We start from the raw sequence: 21421 nt of genomic DNA, 5'->3' as shown, positions 1-21421 counted from the left end.
CCGTTCCTAGCCACGATCGAATTCTGCATCGACGATGTCATCCTCGTCTACATCGTTGGACGCTCCGGGCTGGGGTGCGGATCCCTGGCCGGCCCCTGCAGTGGCAGCGGTGGCAGCGGAGGCAGCGGAGGCACTCAGCGCCGACTGCAGCTGCTGAAGCTCGGAAATCAGCTCCCTCGCGGTGCCAACATCTGCCTGGTTGCTGACGGCGTCGCGCGCCTGGCCAACCAGCAGTTCCGCTCGAGCCTTGTCATGCACCGGGACTGCGCCATCAAGCTCATTGACGGCCCGTTCAACGCGGTATGCCACCGCATCGAGTTCGTTGAGGGTGTCAATCCGCTCCCGGTTCTGCAGGTCCTCGCTTCTGTGGGACTCAGCCTCGGCAATCATGCGCTCGACTTCCTTCGCGTCGAGATTGGAGCCTTCGCTGATGGTGATGCCCTGTTCCTTACCTGTGTCCTTGTCGCGGGCAGTGACGTTCAGGATGCCGTTGGCGTCCACGTCGAACGTGACCTCAACCTGCGGTTCTCCGCGAGGCGCCGGCCGGATGTCGGTCAGCTGGAACCGGCCTAGCACCCGGTTGTCCGCCGCCAGTTCCCGCTCCCCCTGCAAGGCCACGACATCGACGGCGGGCTGATTGTCCTCCGCTGTGGAAAAGACCTCACTGCGCCGAGCGGGGATGGTCGTGTTGCGTTCGATGATCTTGGTCATGACGCCGCCGCGGGTCTCAACACCCAGGGAAAGGGGCACGACGTCCAGCAGCAGGACATCGGAGACCTCGCCCTTGAGCACCCCGGCCTGGATCGCCGCACCGATTGCCACGACTTCGTCCGGATTGACGCTCATATTCGGCTCTTTGCCGCCGGTCAGCCGCCGCACGAGGTTCTGAACCGCAGGGATGCGGGTGGAGCCGCCCACCAGAATCACTTCGTCGATGTCATTGGCGGTGACTTTGGCGTCCGTCATCGCCTGCTGCACCGGCCCCATCGTGCGCTCGACGAGGTCGTGGGTGAGGTCCTCGAAGACGGACCGCCGGATGGTGCTGGTCAGGTGCTTGGGGCCCGTCGCATCGGCCGTAATAAAGGGAAGATTGACCTGCGTCTGGGTGACAGAACTGAGCTCAACCTTGGCCTTCTCGGCCGCCTCGAAAAGGCGCTGCAACGCCTGGGCGTCCGACCGGAGGTCGATGCCCGCCTCCTTCTGGAATTCATCGGCCAGATAGTCGACCAGACGGCGGTCAAAGTCGTCGCCACCGAGGTGTGAGTCGCCCGCGGTCGAGCGGACCTCCACAACCCCGTCCCCCACGTCCAGCAGACTCACATCAAATGTTCCGCCGCCAAGGTCGAAAACCAACACCGTCTCATGCTTACGCTTGTCAATGCCGTAGGCCAGGGCCGCTGCAGTAGGTTCGTTGATGATGCGCAGGACTTCCAGTCCGGCAATCTTGCCTGCGTCCTTGGTCGCGGTGCGCTGTGCATCGTTAAAGTACGCGGGAACCGTAATGACGGCCTCCGTCACCTTTTCGCCCAGCTGCTTCGCGGCGTCGTCCACCAGCTTGCGGAGAACGAGCGCACTCACCTCTTCGGGTGCGACTTTCTTGCCCTGAACGTGAAAACGCGCCACGCCGTTGTCGTCCGCTACGACGTCGAAACTCACGGCCTTGGCCTCATCTGTAATCTCGTCATAGTGCCGGCCGATAAACCGCTTGGCCGACGTGATGGTTCCCTTGGGGTTGAGAATCGACTGCCGGCGGGCCAGTTGCCCCACAAGCCGTTCCCCGGTGTCCGTGTACGCCACAACTGACGGAGTGGTCCGGGCTCCTTCCGCGTTGGGTATGACGCGTGCTTCCCCACCTTCCCAGACCGCGATCACCGAGTTGGTTGTTCCGAGATCAATTCCTACTGCTTTGGCCATGACTCACTCCGGTCCTAGAGGGCGCGAGCGGTCCTGTGACGACGTCCGCCCGAGGTTGCACCGCATGACGCACGCCCTGTCCCGCTGGGCCGCTGGGCTCAAGGGCGTTGTCATGGGGCCTAATAGGGTTGAGTCTGCCCCCTGGATGGGGCGACGGCATGACCCTCGAAGGTCAAATATGCTGCAGAGAATTGACCTCTCAGGACGGGTCCACAGGCGAATCCGCCAAGACGCCGAGATAATCTCAGGATCGGCCGTCTCACCTGTCGCCCACGAACGAGTCCCTCAGCTGCGGACAGATAATGCAGGTCGAACGGGACGCGACGGTGCAGCTCTGGCTCGCCTCCGGCTCACTGGTCCAGGAACGATGGCCTCACTTCGCCGGAGCAGGCGGCGATACTGGTTGGTGTTCATCCGCCAGACCACTAGTTTTGACCTCGCTGGCTTGATCTGGTGGATTCAAATGCGGGCAGTTTTTGGGCGTCCCGAGACCATGCGGACGCGATGGAGTTGGAGGAGACTCAGCCTGTCAGCTGCTTCCGTAGGCAGCCAGAGAGAGCAGCGGGAATCCCATGAGCATGAGCAGATCAACGGCCGTCGAGGTTCCGGAGCCAGGACTCGGGAGGGCCTGGACCGGCGCCCCCGGCGCGGGGTTAATGATATTCGCGTCGGCCTGCACAGGGTCGCCTCCGGCTCCGGCATCACAATCCGCAAGCGCTGGTTCGAGCTCTACAGGGGACCTTTCAGCCGTTCCTGGGATCGTAAGAGAAGTCGAGCCCTCCGTGGTCACGATCCAGACACCAGACGGCATCGGCAGCGGTGTGGTGTACCGCAGCGACGGCATCATCGTCACGGACGCCCACGTGGTGGAGGACCAACAAAAGAAGCCGTCCACGAGCGTACGGATCCACTTCGCGGACGGATCTCAGGCGTCCGCCACCGTCGTCGGTGTTGACGACGCAACCGATGTGGCTGTGGTGAAGGCTGACCGGGGCAACCTTCCGGCCGCCAAGTTCTCGACAGCGCTTCCCGAAGTCGGGCAGCTGGCGGTTGTCATTGGCAGTCCGCTCGGGCTGGAGCAGACCGTCACGGCGGGCATTGTTTCCGCACTTCACCGGAATATGCCACCGTCCGACGGATCACCCCAGGGCCTTATCGACCTTATCCAGACAGACGCGCCCATCTCCCCCGGCAATTCCGGCGGAGCGGCGGTCAACAGCAGCTCGGAGATCATCGGACTCTCAGAAGCCTATCTGCCACCAAGTTCGGGCGCCGTGTCGATCGGGTTCGTCACTCCCGCTGCCACTGTGACCGACGTAGCGGACCAGATACTCAAGAGCGGAGTGGCCACACATCCGGTCCTTGGAATCATTCCGACCGACATTTCTCCTGAGATCGCAACCCGCTTTGGCCTCCCCACACAGTCGGGCGCGCTGGTCATAGAAGTTGCCCCGGGGGGACCGGCAGCCCAAGCGGGATTGCAGCCAGGAGACATCATCACCGAGTTTGACGCGCAGAAGATCGCCAATGTGACCGACCTCCTTGCCGCCGTCCCCAGCAAAGAGCCCGGCCAGCAGGCCGACGTCGGGTTCCAGCGCGGACAGGACACAAAATCAGTGAAAGTCATATTGGGCAGCAGTGCAACGGGATAGACCCGTTCGTGCGGCCCGGGCCAGCAAGATAACGACTAAACCTATTTCAGAAACGGAGGTGCGGCCATGTCCGACCCACCGGCACAACAATTGTTTAGGAGATCAGAAACTGCGTTGATCATCTCCGCGCTAGCGGTCTCGTCGCCTTCGTCTGGCCGGACATCACCGCCCTCTCGCTGGCGCTCGTCATCGGCCTGTGGGCGGTCATGCTCGGTGTCTCCCAAATAGCGCTGGCCTTTGATGTCAAAAGGAATGTCGGGTCATGGTGGCTCTGGCTGATCACAGGTGTCGTCACCACTCTCTTCGACTCTTCCTGGTTATTTTTCCCGGCCCGGGCATACTCAGTGTCCTGGGGCTGCTCGCGTCCTTCGCAATTCTCATCGGAATACTGCTGATCGCCTCCGGTGTTGGGCTGCGCAGGTTGGGCGAAAGCCCTGGCACAAGGCTCTCGATGGGCTGAAAGGCTGCCTATGGGGCGAGGGCTTCTCAGAATTCTGGACCGCTGGCCTCACCTCCCTGCCAGACGCGGATCTTCCGTACGCCGCTTGACAGGCCCCTGAGCGGGGTCTAGAACTGACCCTTAACCGGTGCACCCCTTGCCGGGCCGAATGTTACCCATGGCGCCGGTTAGTGCCGATGGAACCCTTATTGCTGGCTGTCGCGGCGGTGCCGGCTCCATGGACGGACCGACATAGGAGCCAGTATGATCCCTCGAATCCCTGATCCGCATCTCGCGCTGATTCGTCCGGTTCGGGTGCGCACCCCGCAGGGCTGTGAGGAGTGTCTGTCTTTGGGCACTCCGTGGGTTCATTTGCGTTTGTGTCTCTCCTGCGGCCATGTCGGGTGTTGTGATTCCTCACCCATGCGGCACGCCCGGGCCCACGCCAACGAGTTGCATCCGATCGTTCGTTCCTTGGAGCCCGGCGAGGACTGGCGCTGGTGCTATCCCCATGAGGCATTGGTCTAGGCTACCGGCGGGCGCAACGAGCTGATGAAACCTGTCGCAGGGTCGACGCCGATCGAAACGCCGGATCTCTCCGGCGCGTATCCACGGCTCAGCCAAGCCCAGATCGAATTGTTGGGCCGCGCCGGCACTAGCCGGGCTACCTCTGCCGGAGAAGTCCTAATCCAGGAGGGAACGGTCGAGGCTGATTTCTTCGTCATACTGCAGGGCACCGTCTTGGTCGTCGAGGGGCTGCACGCCGCCGCCGGTGGCAGGCAGACCGCTGAGCTTGGTCCCAACGCGCGGACCCTTGAAGTTCACGGTCCGGGACGCTTCCTAGGGGAATTGGGCGTGGTAGAGGGGCAACCGGCCTTTGTTAGCGCTGTGTCCGCCGAGGCGGGTGAAGTGCTGCAGATCAGCGGGGAAGACCTGCGCCGTGCCGTGCTGACGGACGCCGCGGTGGGCGAGACCATCCTGCGGGCATATCTTCAACGGCGGATCCTGCTGATCAGCGCGGGCGCGGGCATGCGCATCGTTGGATCACGCTTCAGCCGTGACACTCTTCGCCTCCTGGAATTTGCAGCGGCCAACCGTCTGCCTCACCTGCTGGTCGATCTGGAGGATGACGAGCAGGCGCAGGGCATCCTGGACCGGGCCGGGATACTCGCGGATGAGCTGCCGGCGGTGGTGCTAAGCGCCTCACAGGTCCTCAAGAACCCGTCGAACGCAGATCTGGCCCTAGCCATGGGCCTACGGACGGTGAAAGAGCATTCGGCTTCGTACGATCTCATGGTGATCGGAGCCGGCCCCGCCGGCCTGGCGGCTGCCGTCTACGCGGCGTCGGACGGGTTGTCGGTCGTCCTTAAGGAAGGCTTCGCGATAGGTGGGCAGGCCGGCACGTCGTCGCGGATCGAGAACTTTCTCGGCTTTCCCGCCGGGATCTCCGGCGGCGAACTCACTGAAAGAGCGATCATCCAGGCCCGTAAGTTCAGCGTACAGACCAACGTCGCATGCTGGGCACGCACCATCGAATTGAAGGACGGCGAGTTCCACGCCGAGTTCAACGAGAGCGGCCCGGCCTCCTCCCGAGCAGCGCTGCTCGCAACCGGGGTTCGTTACCGCCGGCTGCCAGTCCCCGGGCTGGAGAAATTCGAGGGGATCAGCGTCTTCTACGCCGCCACCGTCCATGAAGCCAGGCTCTGCGGATTGCAGCCCGTGACCGTCGTCGGCGGTGGAAACTCCGCGGGACAGGCCGCGCTTTTCCTTGTTGGCACGGGAGCACAAGTGCGGCTGGTGGTGCGCGGGGCGGACCTCCGCGCGGACATGTCGAGATACCTCGCGGACCGGATCGAAGAGCAACCGGGCATAGAGGTACTCCTGGGGGCCAACATCGTGGCCGTGGACGGTTCCGGCGCCCTTGAACGGATCGTCGTCGACCTGGGAGCCACGGGCGAACAGCGCATCTTCGACTCCCGATACCTCTTCATTTTCATCGGGGCCGCGCCGCACACAGGATGGCTCCAGGGCACCGTCGCCCTGGATGACCACGGCTTTGTTCTCACCGGGGCTGATCTTGAGGACCTTCCTCCTGAGTTCAGCCATCTGGGGCGCAGACGGCTGCCACTGGAAACCAGCGTTCCAGGAATGTTCGCGGCCGGCGATGTTCGGCATGGATCGGTGAAACGTGTAACGGCTGCAGCCGGTGAAGGCTCAACGGCCGTGGCAATGATCCACGAGCACCTGCGCCTCCTCCGGGATGGACCGGCGCACAGCGGAGCCAGGAACGGTGAGAGTCCAGCAGGAGGCTCCCCCAGGCTGTGACGGACGACGCCCGGCACCAATTTCGCGGTTTTCAGTCAAGTCGCCGCTCGAGGAACTCAGCTATGCCGTGGAAGCGTCGATGACGTTCCGAAAAGCCGATGAGCGTCCAGCACTGACGGCAATCCGCGGGGACATGACAAGCGCTTAACAATGGCGACATAGGGGCGTAGTTTTGTCTGGAGTTGGCATGCCGATTCCAGACAAGTACGGCGTTGGATGCGTCGAGGTTCACTTGCACGACGGCATGCCCTGGGACCCGAAAATGGTCGCTTCTACACTCCGTGATCGGGATCACAGAGAGGGCAACGGATTACGGTCTGCCCAGGGTTGTATGCCCTGTGAGATCCCCTTTGCTTTGGACAGAGACGAGGATCAATATGTTCGATCGACGTGTGGCAGAGGAGATCCTCAACACGGCCGCGCAGGCGGTGTCGGGCGTGTCGTTCTGTGAGATCAAGGACCGTTACCTCGCGGTGAATGGTCAGTTGAACCCCGTGCCCGGACGCGCGGCATTGCCTCAGGATCAGGACGTCCGGCGTCTCAATGGCAGGGACTCGGTTCTCCCGTGCGCCAGGCCGGGCTGGCGATATGCGCTGTTCACCGTTGGCGACGATGCCGAGCTGAACGGGTGTCTGGTGCTTTCCGCCAGCCACCCTCCGGAACTCCCTCAGCTGATGCAGCTCCGGAAAACCGCGGGGACGACGGGAACGACTCACGCCAGGGAATCCCCCCGGGAACTCATGAATGACGCAACCGGTCAGCTGCTCCGCCGTGACGACATTGACCAGCGTCTCCTTTCCCTCTCGGCGACTGTACGTGAGCTGGAAGAACACGCCAAGATCCGGGATGCCCTGGACCAGGGCGCGACTCACGACCTCGGGGACACCGAATCCCGGGAAGGACTCCTGGCGGAGGCACTTTCACGGCTGACGGGGCGGCCCATCTGTATTGAGGACGCGTTCGGGCATATCAGCGCGGGGGCGGGGATCGGGTCCAAACGCCCCTACCCCAGGCTTGGCGCGGCGGCCAGGTCGCGGACTGCCCAGCTCTGGCTCGCCTCCGGCTCACCAGTCCGCGAACCGCGAAGGCTCGTTGCCCTTGCCCTGTCGCACGGCGAGGTGTTGGGGGCTATTTGCATGCTGGCAACCGACAGGCCGGTCACAGCCGGCAACGTCTTCGCTTTGAAGTACGCAACGCGGCTCTTGGAGGTCGAGTTGTCCCACCGCCGCAGCCTGGCCCGGCTGGAACTAAGGCTGGGGCGCGACCTCGTGGACGAACTCGTGTCCGGAACGGATGGCGCAACCGCAGGGCTTCGTGCGGAGGCACTGGGATATGACATCAGCGGCCTGCAGCACGTCATCGTGGCGCAGTGGCAGCCGCCACGAACCGACGATACTGTCGTGGTCGCACTGCGCAGGACGTTCCGGGAACTCTTTTCATCCGCGCTCGTCTCACGGCGCGCGGACATGGCTGTGGCCGTGGTACGTGGAGATCCGTTGGGCGCCGAGGTCTTTTCCGTTGTCGCCAAGACCCTCCGAAGTACCACCGGGGCCGTAGGCATCGGCGGTCCGAGCCTGGATGTCGCCCAGATCCCGCGCTCCTTCTCGGAAGCCCTGCACGCGCTGCACGTCCGGGCCGGTTCAATCGAGCGCTACGGTGTCACCCGCTTTGATCAACTGGGGATCTACCGTATCTTGGCCCCAGCTGGGGGCGAACCGGATCTGGCCGGCTATATCGACGAGTGGCTCGGTACCCTTCGACGCGCCGACGACAGCCGGGGGTCTGACCTGGTGCAGACCCTGGCCCAGTACCTGGACCACGGCGGCAACTATGACAGTACAGCCCAGAGCCTGACCATCCATCGAAGCACTCTGCGTTACCGTTTGAAGTCCATCCGGCAGATCACCGGCTTCGACCTTGCCGATCCCGACACCCGCCTGAACCTGCACGTCGCAACGCGGGCTTGGCGCCTTCGTCCGAACGGCGCCCCGTTTCACGTCCCATAAGCAGGCCTCAATCGGCCGAGTACCCCCACGAATTCGGGCATCGGGAACCTGCGTCCGCGGCAACGGTGGCATCCAGTTTGCTGGTCATAGACACTGAACCATAGGAGGTCGGGAGTGCCGGAACATTCGGGCGACGTGAACCCCACCAGTGCCCGTACGCTGGGCGTGCTCGCCGAACCGGAGGTCACCGCCGAGTTTGCTGAGCGCAACGGACGCGAAGTGGGCCATCTGCTCAACCTTGCCGATGAGCACCACGACTGGTCCGTGGTGATCGAGTACCAGGATTTTACGGCCGGCAATGGGTTGGCGCCGATGCTGGACTCCTTGGCGAAGCACCGGACCCTCCGTGCATGGGATGTCATGGTCTGCCTGACCGATCTTCCGATTCGTTTCGACGGCCGGACCGTGGTCGCGGAAGTTGCGGTTGGAGTGCCAATCTCTCTGGTTTCCTTGCCCGCGCTCGGCGCCGTCAACATCGACCGCCGGGTCCGCACTGCCGTCGCCGATCTCGGCTGGGCGATGCACCGCCACTTCGATCCCGAGGATGACGCCGTGGAATTCGGCCCGCCCTCGCTGCAGCAATCCAGGCGAATTGAGACTGCCGTTCCAGACGACGGTCCGATTGGGTTCCGCTACGTCTCAGCAACCCGCCTCGGCCGGGGACGGTTGCTTGCGGGCATGCTGCGGGCGAACCGACCTTGGCGGCTGGTCTTCGGATTGAGAAGCGCAATGGCCGCGGCGATCGCCACAGGCGCCTTCGCGCTTGTCACGGACACAATCTGGCAACTCGCGGACCTGCTCGGGGCGCCGAGGCTGACCCTGCTGATGGTCCTCTCGATCAGTTCTATGGTGTTCTGGATCATCACCCAACACGATCTTTGGGAAAGCCCCCGGCGCGACGAAGCCCTCGAACGGTACAAGGCTTCCTTGTATAACACTTCAACAGTGTGGTCGTTGATGATCGGCGTCGTGATCAGCTACGTTCTGCTGTTCGCGGCCGTGCTGCTGGCCGCGGCTTTCACTATCGACGATGCCTTGTTGGCACGGACCCTGCAACATCCGGTGACTGTTTGGGACTTTATGGAAGTCGCCTGGATGACGACATCGGCGACGCTCATCGGTGGCGCGTTGGGCTCAGGATTCGAGTCAAAGGACGATATTCTTCGGGCGGCGTACGGCCAACGCGAACGTCATCGTCGCCAAGCGACCGACGAAGGCGAATAAACCGGCACTGCCGAAGGGGGACTCCAAGCGCTGTTGACGGGTCTGCGAAACGGATCCAAGAGGCTCTCGAAACCGTAGGGACAGGGCCCGCCAGCAGACTCCCTGCCATCAAAGTCTGCGCCCGAAACTGACGCGACAGACGCAGGGGCACCTCAGCACCGCGTAAGGTTAACTGCACTGGGAAGCCTCCGCCGGGGGCTGGTGTTGGCGAGACAGGGGACTCCGTGGCAGGAGCAGCGAGGGGTAACAACGCGAAGATAGCGTCTGCCCATCCATCCAGACCACGTAAGCCGAACATCAGTGATGTCGCCCAGATGGCTGGAGTCTCCTACCAAACGGTTTCCCGGGTGTTGAATGACGCTCCGGACGTCAGCACTGCAACGCGCGTGCGGGTCCAGCAAATCATTAAGGACATGGGATACCGCCGCAGCAGGGCGGCCACCGCCCTCTCCACGAGCCGCTCGACAGCCATCGGTATCCTGACGGACGGGTCACCCCGCTTCGGCCCGGTCGGGACGCTCATGGCCCTCGAGAAGGTTGCCCGGCAGAAGGGCTACTTCACCACCGTCGTCACGGTCGAGGACCCGTACGCGGATTCAATTCCAAAGGCGCTGGATACCTTGGACGAGATTGAGGTAGACGGCATCATCGTCATCGCACCACTCCTGTCCATGGCAGCGGCCGTCAGGGACGCGACAATCCAAGTTCCGGTCGAAATGATCGCCGCCGGAGCGTCATCGACTCCAAACGTGTTCACGTACTCGGAGAACCAGGAATTGGGGGCGCGTATGGCCACCCAGCACCTCATCGATCTGGGCCACACCGACATCGCGCATTTCGCCGGGTCCATGGACTGGTTTGACGGACGGGTGCGGAAGCGCGGCTGGGAGGCCGCACTCCGAGACGGCGGTCTCGCGCCGGGACTGTGCCTGGAGGGCGATTGGAGCCCGGGGTGGGCCTACGAGACGGGGCTCCGGCTGATCAAGGAGAAAAAGGTCCCGCAGGCGATCTTTGCAGCCAGTGACCACACCGCTTTGGGCCTCATCCGCGCCTTGGCCGAGTCCGGCATCCGCGTCCCAGACGATGTCAGCATTGTGGGATTCGACGACGTCGAAGGCTCAGACTTTTTCCTTCCCCCCTTGACCACGGTGCGGCAGGACTTTGCCGCGTTGGCCCACGCCAGCATAGAGGTGCTTCTGGGCGCGATTGAGGGCCGCGAAGTGGACCGCGTGCCCAACGAGCCGACGCTCGTGGTTCGCCAGAGCGCCGCGCCGGCCCGACACCACCTCTAGCGCCCGTCCCGCGTAGGACGCCCAAAGTAATCAGGTCGTGAGACTTGACACAACTTCCGTGACCGGTCACGATTGAAGAGTTCCGTGACCGGTCACGAACAATGAACTCAACGGCGAGGAAAGAGGATCAGGTGCACAGCGAACCCCGCGCCAATTCGTTTATGCTTCACCCCGACGTTGCGGTTCATGACATCGACGAGGCCCAATGGGAGCACGTCGGACAACTCCTGGCAAATGCAGCATGCTCGAACGATGACGTCGCACGCGCTGTCCGCGACTTCGTCCCCCCGGGTTCGTCGGCCGTCGTCGGTGTCTTCGAGGGCCCTGTCCTCTGGGCAAGCCTGGTCGTCGCCATCGACCACACGGCCGCGATCACCTCCGTGACTACCGTCGACGGCGCCGCGGTCAAGTTGCACGGGGACATGGGCACAGTGGCCGGCGATGTCGTGAGATGGGTCCACGCCCATCACGGACTCTGCTCGCTGGGCCTCTTCCTCGACAAACCACACGCAGAGAATTTCTTGAACGCCTCCGACAAGGCTGCCGCAATCCGTACGGCCTCGGCCGCCGGCGGGCTCGTCCTGTCACCGGTTCCCCCTCCTTTGGCGACCGCCCTCGCCTAAGTAGACCTCACCACTACCCAACCTCATCGTTGGGCCCCTCGGGCCCAACGACGCTGAAGAACACCCTTTTTACTCATCACCCACATCACAAATCAGGACTGGAGAACACCATGATCCGCAAGACGACGCTATTCGCTGTCGCAACGGCTATTGCTCTCGCCACCGCCGGTTGCAGCCCAGCGGCGAGCACCACCACAACACAGGATGCCGGCGTATCGGCCAAAGCCGACGAAGCCCTAGCCAAAATCAAGGGCCAAGTCTTGAGCAAGGGCCCGAACGGCGAAGAGCCTGCCCCCGCCTCCGTAGCCGAGCTTAGTGATGACGACGTCGCCAAGGTCAAAGCCATGGGAGCCAAGGCGGCCATCGTTATGCATTACGGCGGCAACGACTGGGCCAACGCACAGATCGCGGGCCTGAAAAGCGAATTTTCCCGTCTGGGCGTCGACGTCATTGCCACCACCGATGCCAACTTCAAACCGGACAAGCAGGTGTCAGACCTGGAAACGGTCATGACGCAGAAGCCCAACATTATCGTTTCAATCCCCACCGACCCAGTGGCCACCGCGTCCGCGTACAAGAGGGCAGCCGCGGAAGGAGCGAAGCTGGTCTTCATGGACAACGTCCCCCAGGGGCTCACAGCCGGCAAGGACTATGTCTCTGTCGTATCGGCGGACAACTTCGGCAACGGCGTCGTATCGGCCCATCAAATGGCGAAGGCGCTGGGCGGCAAGGGGAAGATCGGCATGATCTTCCATGAGGCCGATTTCTTCGTCACCAAGCAGCGCTACCAAGGGTTCAAGGAGACCATCACCAAAGATTACCCGGATATCAAAATCGTCGAGGAAAAGGGCATCGCGGGTCCTGACTTCGCTGGTGACGCACAGAGTGCAGCGAACGCCATGCTGAGCAAGTACGCCGATCTCTCCGGGATCTGGGCCGTCTGGGACGTTCCTGCAGAAGGTGTTATGGCTGCAGCCCGCGCCTCGGGCCGGACTGATCTGAAGATCGCGACGGAGGACCTGGGTAAGAACGTTGCGATTGCCCTGGCCAAGAATGAGCTGGTAGTCGGTCTCGGCGCCCAGGTGCCTTTTGATCAGGGTGTCACCGAAGCGCGGCTCGCCGCCATGGCACTGCTCGGAAAAACTCCGCCGCCGTACGTCGCCCTGAGTGCCGTGCCGGTGGACCACACCAACGTCCTCGAAGCGTGGAAGCAGGTCTACCACGAGGATGCCCCCAAGGATATCCAGGACTCCTTCAAAAAATAGCGGGGTTGGGCAGGCCGCAGGGCCTGCCCAACCCACCGAAAAAGGATTGCACCATGAACACAAGAGAGCCAGCTGTCGAGATGCGGTCGATCTCGAAGGGATTCAACGGCGTCACCGTCCTCAATGAGGTGGACTTCGAGGTCCGCGCCGGAGAGGTACACGCGCTTGCCGGGGGAAACGGCGCCGGCAAGTCAACGCTGATGAAAATTCTTCAGGGCGTTTACCAGACTGACTCCGGCAGTATTCTCGTCGGCGGAAAACCAGTCGAGATCACCTCAATCCAGGATGCCAAGGCCGCCGGCATCGGCATGGTCTTCCAGGAGTTCAGTCTGGTGCCCAGCCTGACCGTGGCCCAGAATGTCTTCCTCGGCGCAGAACCGCAGGGCCGGAGCGGCCTGATCGACGACAGGGAAGCTGTCCGCCGGGCACGCGAAGTCTTCACGGAGATGGAGGTCGAGGTCGATCCGCGGGCCCATGTTTCCAAGCTGGGCACCGCGTACTGGCAGCTTACGGAAATCGCCAAGGCTCTCGCCCAGAACGCGAGGGTACTCATCATGGACGAGCCGACGGCGAGCCTGGCCCGGCATGAAACGGAGGCCCTCTTCGACCTTGTAGCCAGGCTCAAGAACCGGGGGATATCGATCATCTATATCTCTCACCGAATGGATGAGGTTTACCGTATCGCCGACCGCATCACCATCCTTCGCGACGGTCGCCGGCTGCTCACGGAGCCCTTAAGTAATGTCACTCCGGAACAAATTGTCGAAGGCATCGTGGGGAAGAAGATCGAGGGGCAGCTGACCTACCAGCAACGGGAGCGGGATCCAGCGTCGGCTTCGCCCGTCCTTGAAGCCAGGGGCCTCACGTGCGGCAAAAGGGTACGCGACGTCTCCTTCACGTTGCACGCGGGGGAAATCCTCGGCTTGGCAGGACTCATGGGAAGCGGCCGTACGGAGCTTGCCAGGGTTCTGTTCGGCATCGATTCGCTCGAAAGCGGCGAAATCCTGATCCGAGGCAAGAAGGCCGTCATCACTAGCCCGCGACGCGCCATAGATGCTGGTTTGGCTCTCATACCCGAAGACCGACGCGACCAGGGTCTCGTACTCGACCATTCGGTTCGGGACAACCTGTTGCTCCCGTTGCTGGACAACATCAAGCGCGGGCCCTTGCTCGATACGGGGGCGGGCAGGACATTGTCCAGCTCACTTATCAAGAAGTTCGCCGTGAAGGTTGCGCATCCGAACAAGCCAGTGCGGCTGCTTTCCGGCGGAAACCAGCAGAAGGTGGTGCTGGCCAAATGGCTCGGGACGGAACCGGATGTCCTCATTCTCGACGAGCCCACGGCCGGCGTCGATATCGGCACCAAGAGCGAGATCCTGGACATGATCCGGGAACTCGCCAATGCCGGCAAGGCAGTCATCGTCATTTCCTCGGAGTACCCCGAATTGCTCGCAGTGAGTGACAGGGTCCTGATCCTGAGGGATGGATCCATTACGCGTGAACTCAAACGCAGCGAAATCGCCGACGAAGAATCACTACAACTCGCAGTTCAGGGAGTCTGATTATGAACAACGCAACCATTTCCACCGAATCTCCCAAAACAGGGGGTCTGGACGCAGTCAAACGCACGATGGGTGAGCTCGACTGGCGCCGCTACGTCATCTACATCGGATTCGTCGTAGTTTTCATTTTCTTCGCTGTCCTCCTGCGCGACCAGGGGTTCCTCTCCCCCACCAACCTCCTGAACATCTTCCGGCAGACCGCAACCATCACCATCATTGCGGTGGGAATGACGTACGTCATCGCCTGCGCTGAAATAGACCTCAGTGTTGGCTCGACCGCAGGACTGTCAAGCGTCTGCACAGCGATGGCCCTCTCACAGTGGGGCATCGTCCCCGGCATCCTGGCCGGCCTTGCGGTCGGGCTGGTGGTCGGCTCGATCAACGGTGCACTGGTCAGCCTCTTGGGGATCCCCTCATTTCTGGTCACCCTGGGCATGCTTGGGATCGCCGTTGGTGTGGCGCAGTGGATCACCGCTTCGGCGCCCCAGCCAATCCTCAATGAAACCTTCAACATGCTGTTCGGGTCCGGGAACTTTGGCCCCGTTCCGGGCCTGATCGTATGGAGCGCCATCTTCGTGGCGGTTGGCGCCGTCGTGCTTTCTCGCACCAAATTCGGCCGTCAGGTGCTTGCAACCGGTGGCAACCGGACCGCCGCTGACTTCACGGGCATCAACACCAAGCGCATCAAGTTCCAGGTTCTGTTGATCTCGGGAATGGTCGCCAGCGTCGCCGGCATGCTGTATGCAGGAAGGCTCGAGTCCGGCCGCTTCCAGTGGGGCGCCGGCGACGAACTCTCTGCCATCGCGGCCGTGATTCTTGGCGGCACCAGCCTCTTCGGCGGAGCGGGCTCGGTGGTCGGAACCCTGTTCGGCGCTCTTCTCATCGGCCTGATCAACAACGGACTCATCCTCGCCGGCCTCGACAGCAGCCAACAGCAAGTGGTCCGTGGGGCCATCATCATTCTGGCCGTCGCGCTGGCCCGCAAGAAATGACGGCCCTCGCCCGCCCCCTGCGCTCAGGAATCATTGGAACCGGGTTCATGGGCTCCGTTCACGCTGCTGCCGTCCGGGCAGCGGGAGGAACAGTGACCCGTGTGGCCAGCCGAAGCAAAGCCGGAGCCGAGCAGGCGCTGGCCAGGCTCGGCGGGGCCGCAGCCGCGGAATCCCCTAAGGCCCTTATCGAGTCGGATGACGTAGACGTGGTGCACATCTGCACTCCGAACGCCGCACACGCCGAGCTGGCAAACCTGGCAATCGCCGCCGGCAAATCCGTCATCTGCGAGAAGCCCCTGGCGACGACCGCAAAGGACGCCGCCGCACTGTACGCGGAAGCCAACCGCGCCGGCGTCGTCAACGCCGTGCCCTTCGTCTACCGCTTCTATCCTGCAGTGCGGGAAGCCCGGGCACGGCTGCAGGCAGGCGAAGCCGGCCCTCTGTGGTTGCTGCATGGTTCATACCTCCAGGACTGGCTGGCAGATCCCGGTGCCAGCAACTGGCGGGTCGACCCGACGATCGGCGGCGGTTCCCGGGCATTCGGTGACATCGGCGTGCATTGGTGCGACCTGATGGAGTTCGTCACGGGGCACCGAATAGAACGACTGGTAGCGCAAACGGCCCTAGCCTTCTCAGAACGGCCCCAGACGGGCCTGGACTCCCCGCGGACGACGACGGCCGTCGGCACCGAAGACGGCGCCACCGTCATGTTCGAAACCAACCAAGGCGCAATCGGTTCGCTGCTGGTGAGCCAGGTCAGCCCCGGCCGGAAAAACCGGCTCTGGTTCTCGTTTGAGGGTCCTGACGCCACGTTCTCCTTCAACCAGGAAAGACCGGACAGCCTCTGGGTTGGCGGCAACACGTACAGCAGAACCATCTCCAGCGGTTCCGACAGCCTCTCAACCGAGCAAGGCAAGCGGTATGCCGTTCTGCCCGCCGGCCACCCGCAGGGCTACCAGGACAGCTTCAACTCGTTCGTGGCTGACGTTTACGCCGCCGTCCGCGGCGCCGCGCCGGACGGACTGCCGGACTTCCGCGACGGGCTCAGGGCCGCACACATAACAGAGGCCGTCTTGGAGTCCGCGGCCACCGGCCGCTGGGTCGACGTGCCGGGGAGGGACCACCAATCGTCGCCCCTCTACGGCAGCGGCGCCGCACCAATTTTGGAAAGGAAATCATAATGCAACTCGGCTATCACACAATCACCTGGGGTGGTGTCGTCGGCCATCCCGTCGGCGTCACCAGCATCAAGGACCTCTTCTACCAGACCAACGGTTCCATGGAAACGGCCGTTCGGGACATCGCGGCCGCCGGCTACGAGGGCACGGAGATGTTCGACGGCAATCTGGTGGAGTATGCGGACCGCCCTGAAGAGCTGCGCGGGCTGCTGTCGGAGTCGGGGGTCCAGCTCGTTTCGGTCTACTCCGGCGCCAACTTCATCTTCGCCGATGTCCTCCCGGAGGAATTGCACCGCATAAACCGCGCCGCCGAGCTCGCGGCCACGTTCGGCGCTGAGCGTCTGGTGGTGGGCGGCGGCGCCCGCCGCGTCGCCGGAACGACGGACGAGGACTACACACTTCTCGCCCGCGGCCTGGACCAAGTGACGGACATCGCCGAAAGTTTCGGTCTGACCGCCAGCTATCACCCGCATCTGTCCACCATCGTGGAAAGCCCGAGTGAGCTGGAACGTCTGATGGACACCACGCGCATTGGCTTCTGCCCGGACACGGCGCACCTGGCCGCGGGCGGAGGCGACCCCGCGGCAGTGATCCGCAAATACCCGGACCGGATCCGCCACGTCCACCTCAAGGACTTCCGCGCAGACCCGTTCCAGTTCCTGCCGCTTGGCGAGGGTGACCTTGATTTCCCGGACATCATCCGTGCCGTGAAGGAAAGCGGCTACGACAGCTGGCTGATGGTCGAGCTCGATGACTATGCCGGTGATCCTCGTGCCGCCGCGGAAATCAGCAAGAAATACCTCGACAAGATCCTCGCCGATTTCGGTCTCTAACCCAAAGGAAGTTCCAATGCAGAATCTCAATGTAGGCCTCATCGGGGGCGGTTTCATGGGCAAGGCCCACTCCCTCGCGTACGCCGCTATGCCGATGTTCTTTTGGCCGGCCCCCGCCATGCCGGTGCGAAAGGTGATCGCTGAAGCCACAGATGAGCTCGCCGGTGAGGCCGCTCGCCGCTTCGGCTTCGAAAATTCCACCTCCGACTGGCGGAGCATCATCGACGATCCGGACATCCATGTCGTCGATATCGCAACCCCGAATCATCTTCACGCCGAGATCGCTATTGCGGCTGCCGAGGCCGGCAAGCACATCATCTGCGAGAAGCCCCTGGCGCGGACCGGTGAGGAGTCGAAGGCAATGTACGACGCGGTGAAGAACACCGACCTCGTCCATATGGTTGCGTTCAATTACCGTCGCACGCCAGCAGTCGCGCTGGCCAAGAAATACATCGATGAAGGTGCGATCGGTCGGGTCATCAGCTTCCGCGGCACCTATCTTCAGGACTGGAGCGCAGACCCCAACTCTCCGCTCTCATGGCGCTTCCAGAAGTCGATCGCAGGATCCGGCGCCTTGGGCGACATCGGAACCCATGTGATCGACATGGCACGATACCTCGTCGGCGAATTCAGCTCGGTCAACTCCATCATGTCCACTTGGATTCCGGAACGGCCGCTGCAGTCCGCCGGTGCTGACAAACTCGGCACCGTCTCCGGGGGCGAAGGCCCACGCGGTGCAGTCGACGTCGACGACGAGGTCCTGACCATGGTCAAGTTCGCAAACGGCGCGATCGGATCCATCGAAGCCACACGTAACGCTCACGGTCGCAACAACTTCCTCACCTTCGAAATCCACGGATCCGAAGGCAGCATTGTCTTCAACTATGAGCGCCGCGACGAGCTCCAGGTCGCCTTTGCTGGCGATCAGGCCGACCGTAAGGGGTTCCGGACCGTCTACACAGGCCCCGCCACGCCCTATGGCGAAGGTCTGTGGCCCATCCCTGCCTTGGGTATTGGCTACGGCGAAACCAAGATCATCGAAGCCTACGACTTCTTCAAGGCGATCGCCGAAGGCGGCAGCGTCAGCCCGAACTTCGCCGACGGCTACCAGACGGCGCTGATCGATGACGCCATCATCGATTCCGCGGAAACCGGCGCCTGGGTGGATGTAGCCAAGATCGACTCCTAACGGACTCACCGCACGGCAGGTGCGCCGCTTAGAAAGGGGCGCACCTGCCGCGCGCAGACCTTTGCGATCAAAACGAGAGAGAAACCCTGATGACCGAAGCCGTACCCGGTGCGCCGGCCACCACCGCTGTCCATCTGATTCCGGTGTTCGAAGCCAAACGCGGCTTCGAACACGAGTTGTCCCGCCTCCTGTCTGAACTTCAAGCTGCCAGCCGCCTTGACGACGGCTGCTTGGAATACTCGGTCTTCAACGACGCGGAGGCGCCGGGCACGTTCCTGCTCTACGAAAAGTGGACGAGCAGTACGGCCTTGGATGTCCACAATGAGCAGCAGCACGTCAAAGACTTTCTCGTAGCCGCAAAAGGAGTCATGGCCCGGGACCTCAAAGTGCACCGTCTCGACCCTCTTTCGTAGCTCTCTCCCTTACTTAAATACTGGCTGTACCCGTCAATGAAGGAGCCTGACATGCCCCGCCCATACACCCTGTTCACCGGCCAGTGGGCCGACCTCCCGTTCGAGGAGGTCGCGCGGCTTGCCTCCGGCTGGGGCTACGACGGCCTGGAAATCGCCGTCTCCGGCGACCACCTGGACGCCTGGCGCTGGGACGAACCCGGCTACGTCGAATCCAAACTCGCCGTGCTGGACAAGTACAACCTCAAGGTGTGGGCCATCTCCAACCACCTCAAGGGCCAGGCCGTCTGCGATGACCCCATCGACTTCCGTCACAAGGCCATCGTCGGGCCGCGGGTCTGGGGCGACGGTGACCCCGAAGGCGTCCGCCAGCGTGCCGGCGAGGAAATGCGGCACACCGCCCGGCTGGCCAAGGCCCTCGGCGTGGACACCGTGGTCGGGTTCACCGGCTCCTCCATCTGGCAGTACGTCGCGATGTTTCCCCCCGTCCCGGCCGCCGTGATCGACGCCGGATACCAGGACTTCGCGGACCGGTGGAACCCAATCCTGGACGTCTTCGATGAATGCGGGGTCCGGTTCGCCCACGAGGTCCACCCCTCCGAGATCGCCTACGACTACTGGACCACCGTCCGCGCCCTTGAAGCTATAGGACACCGTGAGGCCTTCGGACTGAACTGGGACCCGTCCCACTTCATGTGGCAGGGCATCGACCCGGTCTCCTTCATCTGGGATTTCAGGGACCGGATCTACCACGTCGACTGCAAGGACACCAAGCTCCGGCCCACCGGCCGGAACACCGTGATGGGCTCCCACCTGCCCTGGGGCGACCCGCGCCGCGGCTGGGACTTCGTCTCTGCCGGCCGCGGCGACGTGCCCTGGGAATCATCCTTCCGGGCCCTCACCGCGATCGGCTACGACGGCCCCATCTCCGTGGAATGGGAAGACGCCGGAATGGACCGTCTTCATGGAGCACCGGAGGCTCTCGCCGCCCTCAAAAAGTTCGACTTCCCGCCCTCGAACACCTCGTTCGACGCCGCTTTCAGCGCCAAGGGCTAAAAGTCATGACCGTTCCCCCTCGCGCTTCGGCGGGAGAGGTGTTCCAGTGTTTTCGTGGCTACCAGTGACTGTGCCGTAGTCGTTCACGGTAGGACGCCGGGTTCTCATGACTTCCAAAGGGGACGTCCGAGCACACGCTTGTGAAGGGCTCGCTGGCCTGTGCTTGCGGCCTCATGAATTGCCTGCAGGTCATCGCAGGAGAAGAGACAATAATTGCGAGCCTGTCATCGGACTCCAAAGACCCACCGGAGCATCCACTTCCTTCGACCGTCATCACTGTCAGAACCCGCGGGCGCACCCGCTGACCAGCAGCGGATAGAATCTATTGGCGATCGACAACCCGGACAACTCTTTCTCTGTTGCAGCGAAGCGGCACATTGAATCTCGGCTTAGCCAGAAGGTCCCAAGCCCATGGAAAACATATCTCTCGACAACGATGTTGCCGGCGGTCCGGACGGATCACCGCTCGACCAGATCAGACGCTACACTGTTCCGGCCGGGCTGAACCCTGAAGAAAAATTCGAACATTGGCGTAGTTGGTACGGCAGCGCCATTGACGCTCCCGCTCGGTTGGAAAAAACCGAAAAGCTAGTGCGACCGGGTTTCAATCCAACTGCCCTGAGCCTCGATGGTCCCGGCTTCAGCCTTGTTGATGTCACGAACGAACCCGCCAGTTGCTACTGGAACGCGGATACGAAGCCCAGCGACTGGCTCGTGTATTTCAGGACCTCGTGTGAGAAGTTCAGCTTCTCGGGACGATCCGAGGCCGTCTCTCCCGGAACAGTCAGGTTTTTTGATCTTTCCTTGCCTGGCAACTTCTATGCGCCGGCCGGCATGAGCGCGGTGCGGGTCCATTTCGATCGAGGCCTGCTGGGCTTGGACGACAGAGCAGTAAAACGGCTGCAGGGATTGGCCGACATCAGGGAAAACCCCATCATGCGTGGGCTGATTCTTCCAGCCTTGTCTGGCTGGCAGCGAACCGTCATAGCGCAGGAGACGCAGCGTCTCCAACCGGTCGTCCGGTCGATGATGACAGCCCTGGTCAGCTCGCTGCTCGAAACCACCGCCGATCCCGGCGATCTCAGACTGGCCCGCATCGCAGCGATCAAGAAGTTCATGTGCAAGAACTTCAGAAACCCTGCCCTCACTGTTGACGAGGTCGTGGCTTACTCATTTCTGTCACGCCGAGCCCTTTACTACCTCTTCGAAGGCGAACGGCTCCAGGTCAGTGGACACATCCGCGCCCTGCGCACCATAGAAGCCCTGGAGCTCCTCGCCGAACCAACCGCCTGGAAACACTCCCTGATGGACGTAGCGGGCGCCAGCGGATTCACGAGCCTGCAAGCCATGCGCCGTGCCGTCAGGGAACTTACGGGTCTCTCGCTTAGTGATCCGCAGGAGAAGCCGGAACTCCTGCGGATTCGAGTCGCCGAGCTAAGGAAACTGACCGGGCTGTGAACC

General features: G+C 62.6%; 17 protein-coding genes. 16 read left to right on the top strand and 1 reads right to left on the bottom strand.

Translation table 11 applies throughout. The features are described 5' to 3' along the window. Positions 1-6: 6 nt before the first annotated feature. Positions 7-1914 carry a molecular chaperone DnaK gene (gene dnaK, locus LDO13_RS07725; protein WP_224049407.1) on the bottom strand — a complete coding sequence of 636 codons (1908 nt, stop codon included), beginning with the start codon at positions 1912-1914 and terminating at the stop codon, positions 7-9. A gap of 782 nt (positions 1915-2696) precedes the next feature. Between dnaK and LDO13_RS07720 the strand changes: the two genes are divergently transcribed. From LDO13_RS07720 to LDO13_RS07640, 16 genes are all read left to right on the top strand, one after another. Then, complete coding sequence (locus LDO13_RS07720; RefSeq protein WP_263422148.1) at positions 2697-3566, top strand: trypsin-like peptidase domain-containing protein; 870 nt, start codon at positions 2697-2699, stop codon at positions 3564-3566. Positions 3567-4269: 703 nt separating this feature from the next. Next, a complete protein-coding gene (locus LDO13_RS07710; protein ID WP_224049406.1) occupies positions 4270-4533 on the top strand; it encodes a UBP-type zinc finger domain-containing protein in 264 nt (87 codons plus the stop codon). A 24-nt stretch (positions 4534-4557) separates the two neighbouring features. Next, on the top strand, positions 4558-6330 hold the full coding sequence (locus LDO13_RS07705; protein ID WP_224049405.1) for an FAD-dependent oxidoreductase: 1773 nt from the start codon (positions 4558-4560) through the stop codon (positions 6328-6330). A gap of 740 nt (positions 6331-7070) precedes the next feature. Next, entirely contained in the window at positions 7071-8336 is a 1266-nt protein-coding gene (locus LDO13_RS07700; protein ID WP_224049404.1) for a helix-turn-helix domain-containing protein, read from the top strand. Between the two features lie 114 nt (positions 8337-8450). Then, positions 8451-9560: a hypothetical protein gene (locus LDO13_RS07695; RefSeq protein ID WP_224049403.1), complete on the top strand. Its 1110-nt coding sequence runs from the start codon at positions 8451-8453 to the stop codon at positions 9558-9560. A 314-nt stretch (positions 9561-9874) separates the two neighbouring features. Then, positions 9875-10852, top strand: a complete 978-nt coding sequence (locus tag LDO13_RS07690) for a substrate-binding domain-containing protein (protein WP_263422147.1) — start codon at positions 9875-9877, stop codon at positions 10850-10852. A gap of 131 nt (positions 10853-10983) precedes the next feature. Continuing rightward, positions 10984-11475 carry a hypothetical protein gene (locus tag LDO13_RS07685; RefSeq protein ID WP_224049401.1) on the top strand — a complete coding sequence of 164 codons (492 nt, stop codon included), beginning with the start codon at positions 10984-10986 and terminating at the stop codon, positions 11473-11475. A 110-nt stretch (positions 11476-11585) separates the two neighbouring features. Next, positions 11586-12740: a substrate-binding domain-containing protein gene (locus LDO13_RS07680; protein ID WP_224049400.1), complete on the top strand. Its 1155-nt coding sequence runs from the start codon at positions 11586-11588 to the stop codon at positions 12738-12740. Between the two features lie 53 nt (positions 12741-12793). Beyond that, complete coding sequence (locus LDO13_RS07675; protein WP_224049399.1) at positions 12794-14302, top strand: sugar ABC transporter ATP-binding protein; 1509 nt, start codon at positions 12794-12796, stop codon at positions 14300-14302. A gap of 2 nt (positions 14303-14304) precedes the next feature. After that, positions 14305-15294 carry an ABC transporter permease gene (locus LDO13_RS07670; protein WP_224049398.1) on the top strand — a complete coding sequence of 330 codons (990 nt, stop codon included), beginning with the start codon at positions 14305-14307 and terminating at the stop codon, positions 15292-15294. After that, positions 15291-16475 (top strand): Gfo/Idh/MocA family oxidoreductase, encoded by a 1185-nt coding sequence (locus tag LDO13_RS07665; RefSeq protein WP_224049397.1) that lies wholly within the window; start codon positions 15291-15293, stop codon positions 16473-16475. Before LDO13_RS07670 ends, LDO13_RS07665 begins: the two co-directional genes overlap by 4 nt. After that, the gene (locus tag LDO13_RS07660; RefSeq protein WP_224049396.1) at positions 16475-17305 is read left to right on the top strand and encodes a sugar phosphate isomerase/epimerase; all 831 of its coding nucleotides are present in this window, start codon (positions 16475-16477) and stop codon (positions 17303-17305) included. Before LDO13_RS07665 ends, LDO13_RS07660 begins: the two co-directional genes overlap by 1 nt. A gap of 16 nt (positions 17306-17321) precedes the next feature. Continuing rightward, a complete protein-coding gene (locus LDO13_RS07655) occupies positions 17322-18494 on the top strand; it encodes a Gfo/Idh/MocA family oxidoreductase (RefSeq protein WP_224049395.1) in 1173 nt (390 codons plus the stop codon). Between the two features lie 89 nt (positions 18495-18583). Next, positions 18584-18907 carry a putative quinol monooxygenase gene (locus tag LDO13_RS07650; RefSeq protein WP_224049394.1) on the top strand — a complete coding sequence of 108 codons (324 nt, stop codon included), beginning with the start codon at positions 18584-18586 and terminating at the stop codon, positions 18905-18907. 51 nt (positions 18908-18958) lie between these two features. Beyond that, entirely contained in the window at positions 18959-19960 is a 1002-nt protein-coding gene (locus tag LDO13_RS07645; protein WP_224049393.1) for a sugar phosphate isomerase/epimerase family protein, read from the top strand. Between the two features lie 411 nt (positions 19961-20371). Continuing rightward, on the top strand, positions 20372-21418 hold the full coding sequence (locus LDO13_RS07640; protein ID WP_224049392.1) for an AraC family transcriptional regulator: 1047 nt from the start codon (positions 20372-20374) through the stop codon (positions 21416-21418). Positions 21419-21421 lie beyond the last annotated feature (3 nt).

It is taken from the genome of Arthrobacter sp. NicSoilB4, from assembly GCF_019977335.1.
Classification (GTDB): Bacteria; Actinomycetota; Actinomycetes; order Actinomycetales; family Micrococcaceae; genus Arthrobacter.
This window is presented reverse-complemented; position numbering and strand designations above follow the sequence as displayed.

What these genes read in the sequence shown, in the direction of transcription:
- dnaK (WP_224049407.1), bottom strand. Translation starts at nt 1,914, where the DNA reads ATGGCCAAAGCAGTAGGAATTGATCTCGGAACAACCAACTCGGTGATC.
- LDO13_RS07710 (WP_224049406.1), top strand. Translation starts at nt 4,270, where the DNA reads ATGATCCCTCGAATCCCTGATCCGCATCTCGCGCTGATTCGTCCGGTT.
- LDO13_RS07705 (WP_224049405.1), top strand. Translation starts at nt 4,558, where the DNA reads ATGAAACCTGTCGCAGGGTCGACGCCGATCGAAACGCCGGATCTCTCC.
- LDO13_RS07700 (WP_224049404.1), top strand. Translation starts at nt 7,071, where the DNA reads ATGAATGACGCAACCGGTCAGCTGCTCCGCCGTGACGACATTGACCAG.
- LDO13_RS07690 (WP_263422147.1), top strand. Translation starts at nt 9,875, where the DNA reads ATGGCTGGAGTCTCCTACCAAACGGTTTCCCGGGTGTTGAATGACGCT.
- LDO13_RS07680 (WP_224049400.1), top strand. Translation starts at nt 11,586, where the DNA reads ATGATCCGCAAGACGACGCTATTCGCTGTCGCAACGGCTATTGCTCTC.
- LDO13_RS07675 (WP_224049399.1), top strand. Translation starts at nt 12,794, where the DNA reads ATGAACACAAGAGAGCCAGCTGTCGAGATGCGGTCGATCTCGAAGGGA.
- LDO13_RS07670 (WP_224049398.1), top strand. Translation starts at nt 14,305, where the DNA reads ATGAACAACGCAACCATTTCCACCGAATCTCCCAAAACAGGGGGTCTG.
- LDO13_RS07665 (WP_224049397.1), top strand. Translation starts at nt 15,291, where the DNA reads ATGACGGCCCTCGCCCGCCCCCTGCGCTCAGGAATCATTGGAACCGGG.
- LDO13_RS07660 (WP_224049396.1), top strand. Translation starts at nt 16,475, where the DNA reads ATGCAACTCGGCTATCACACAATCACCTGGGGTGGTGTCGTCGGCCAT.
- LDO13_RS07655 (WP_224049395.1), top strand. Translation starts at nt 17,322, where the DNA reads ATGCAGAATCTCAATGTAGGCCTCATCGGGGGCGGTTTCATGGGCAAG.
- LDO13_RS07650 (WP_224049394.1), top strand. Translation starts at nt 18,584, where the DNA reads ATGACCGAAGCCGTACCCGGTGCGCCGGCCACCACCGCTGTCCATCTG.
- LDO13_RS07645 (WP_224049393.1), top strand. Translation starts at nt 18,959, where the DNA reads ATGCCCCGCCCATACACCCTGTTCACCGGCCAGTGGGCCGACCTCCCG.
- LDO13_RS07640 (WP_224049392.1), top strand. Translation starts at nt 20,372, where the DNA reads ATGGAAAACATATCTCTCGACAACGATGTTGCCGGCGGTCCGGACGGA.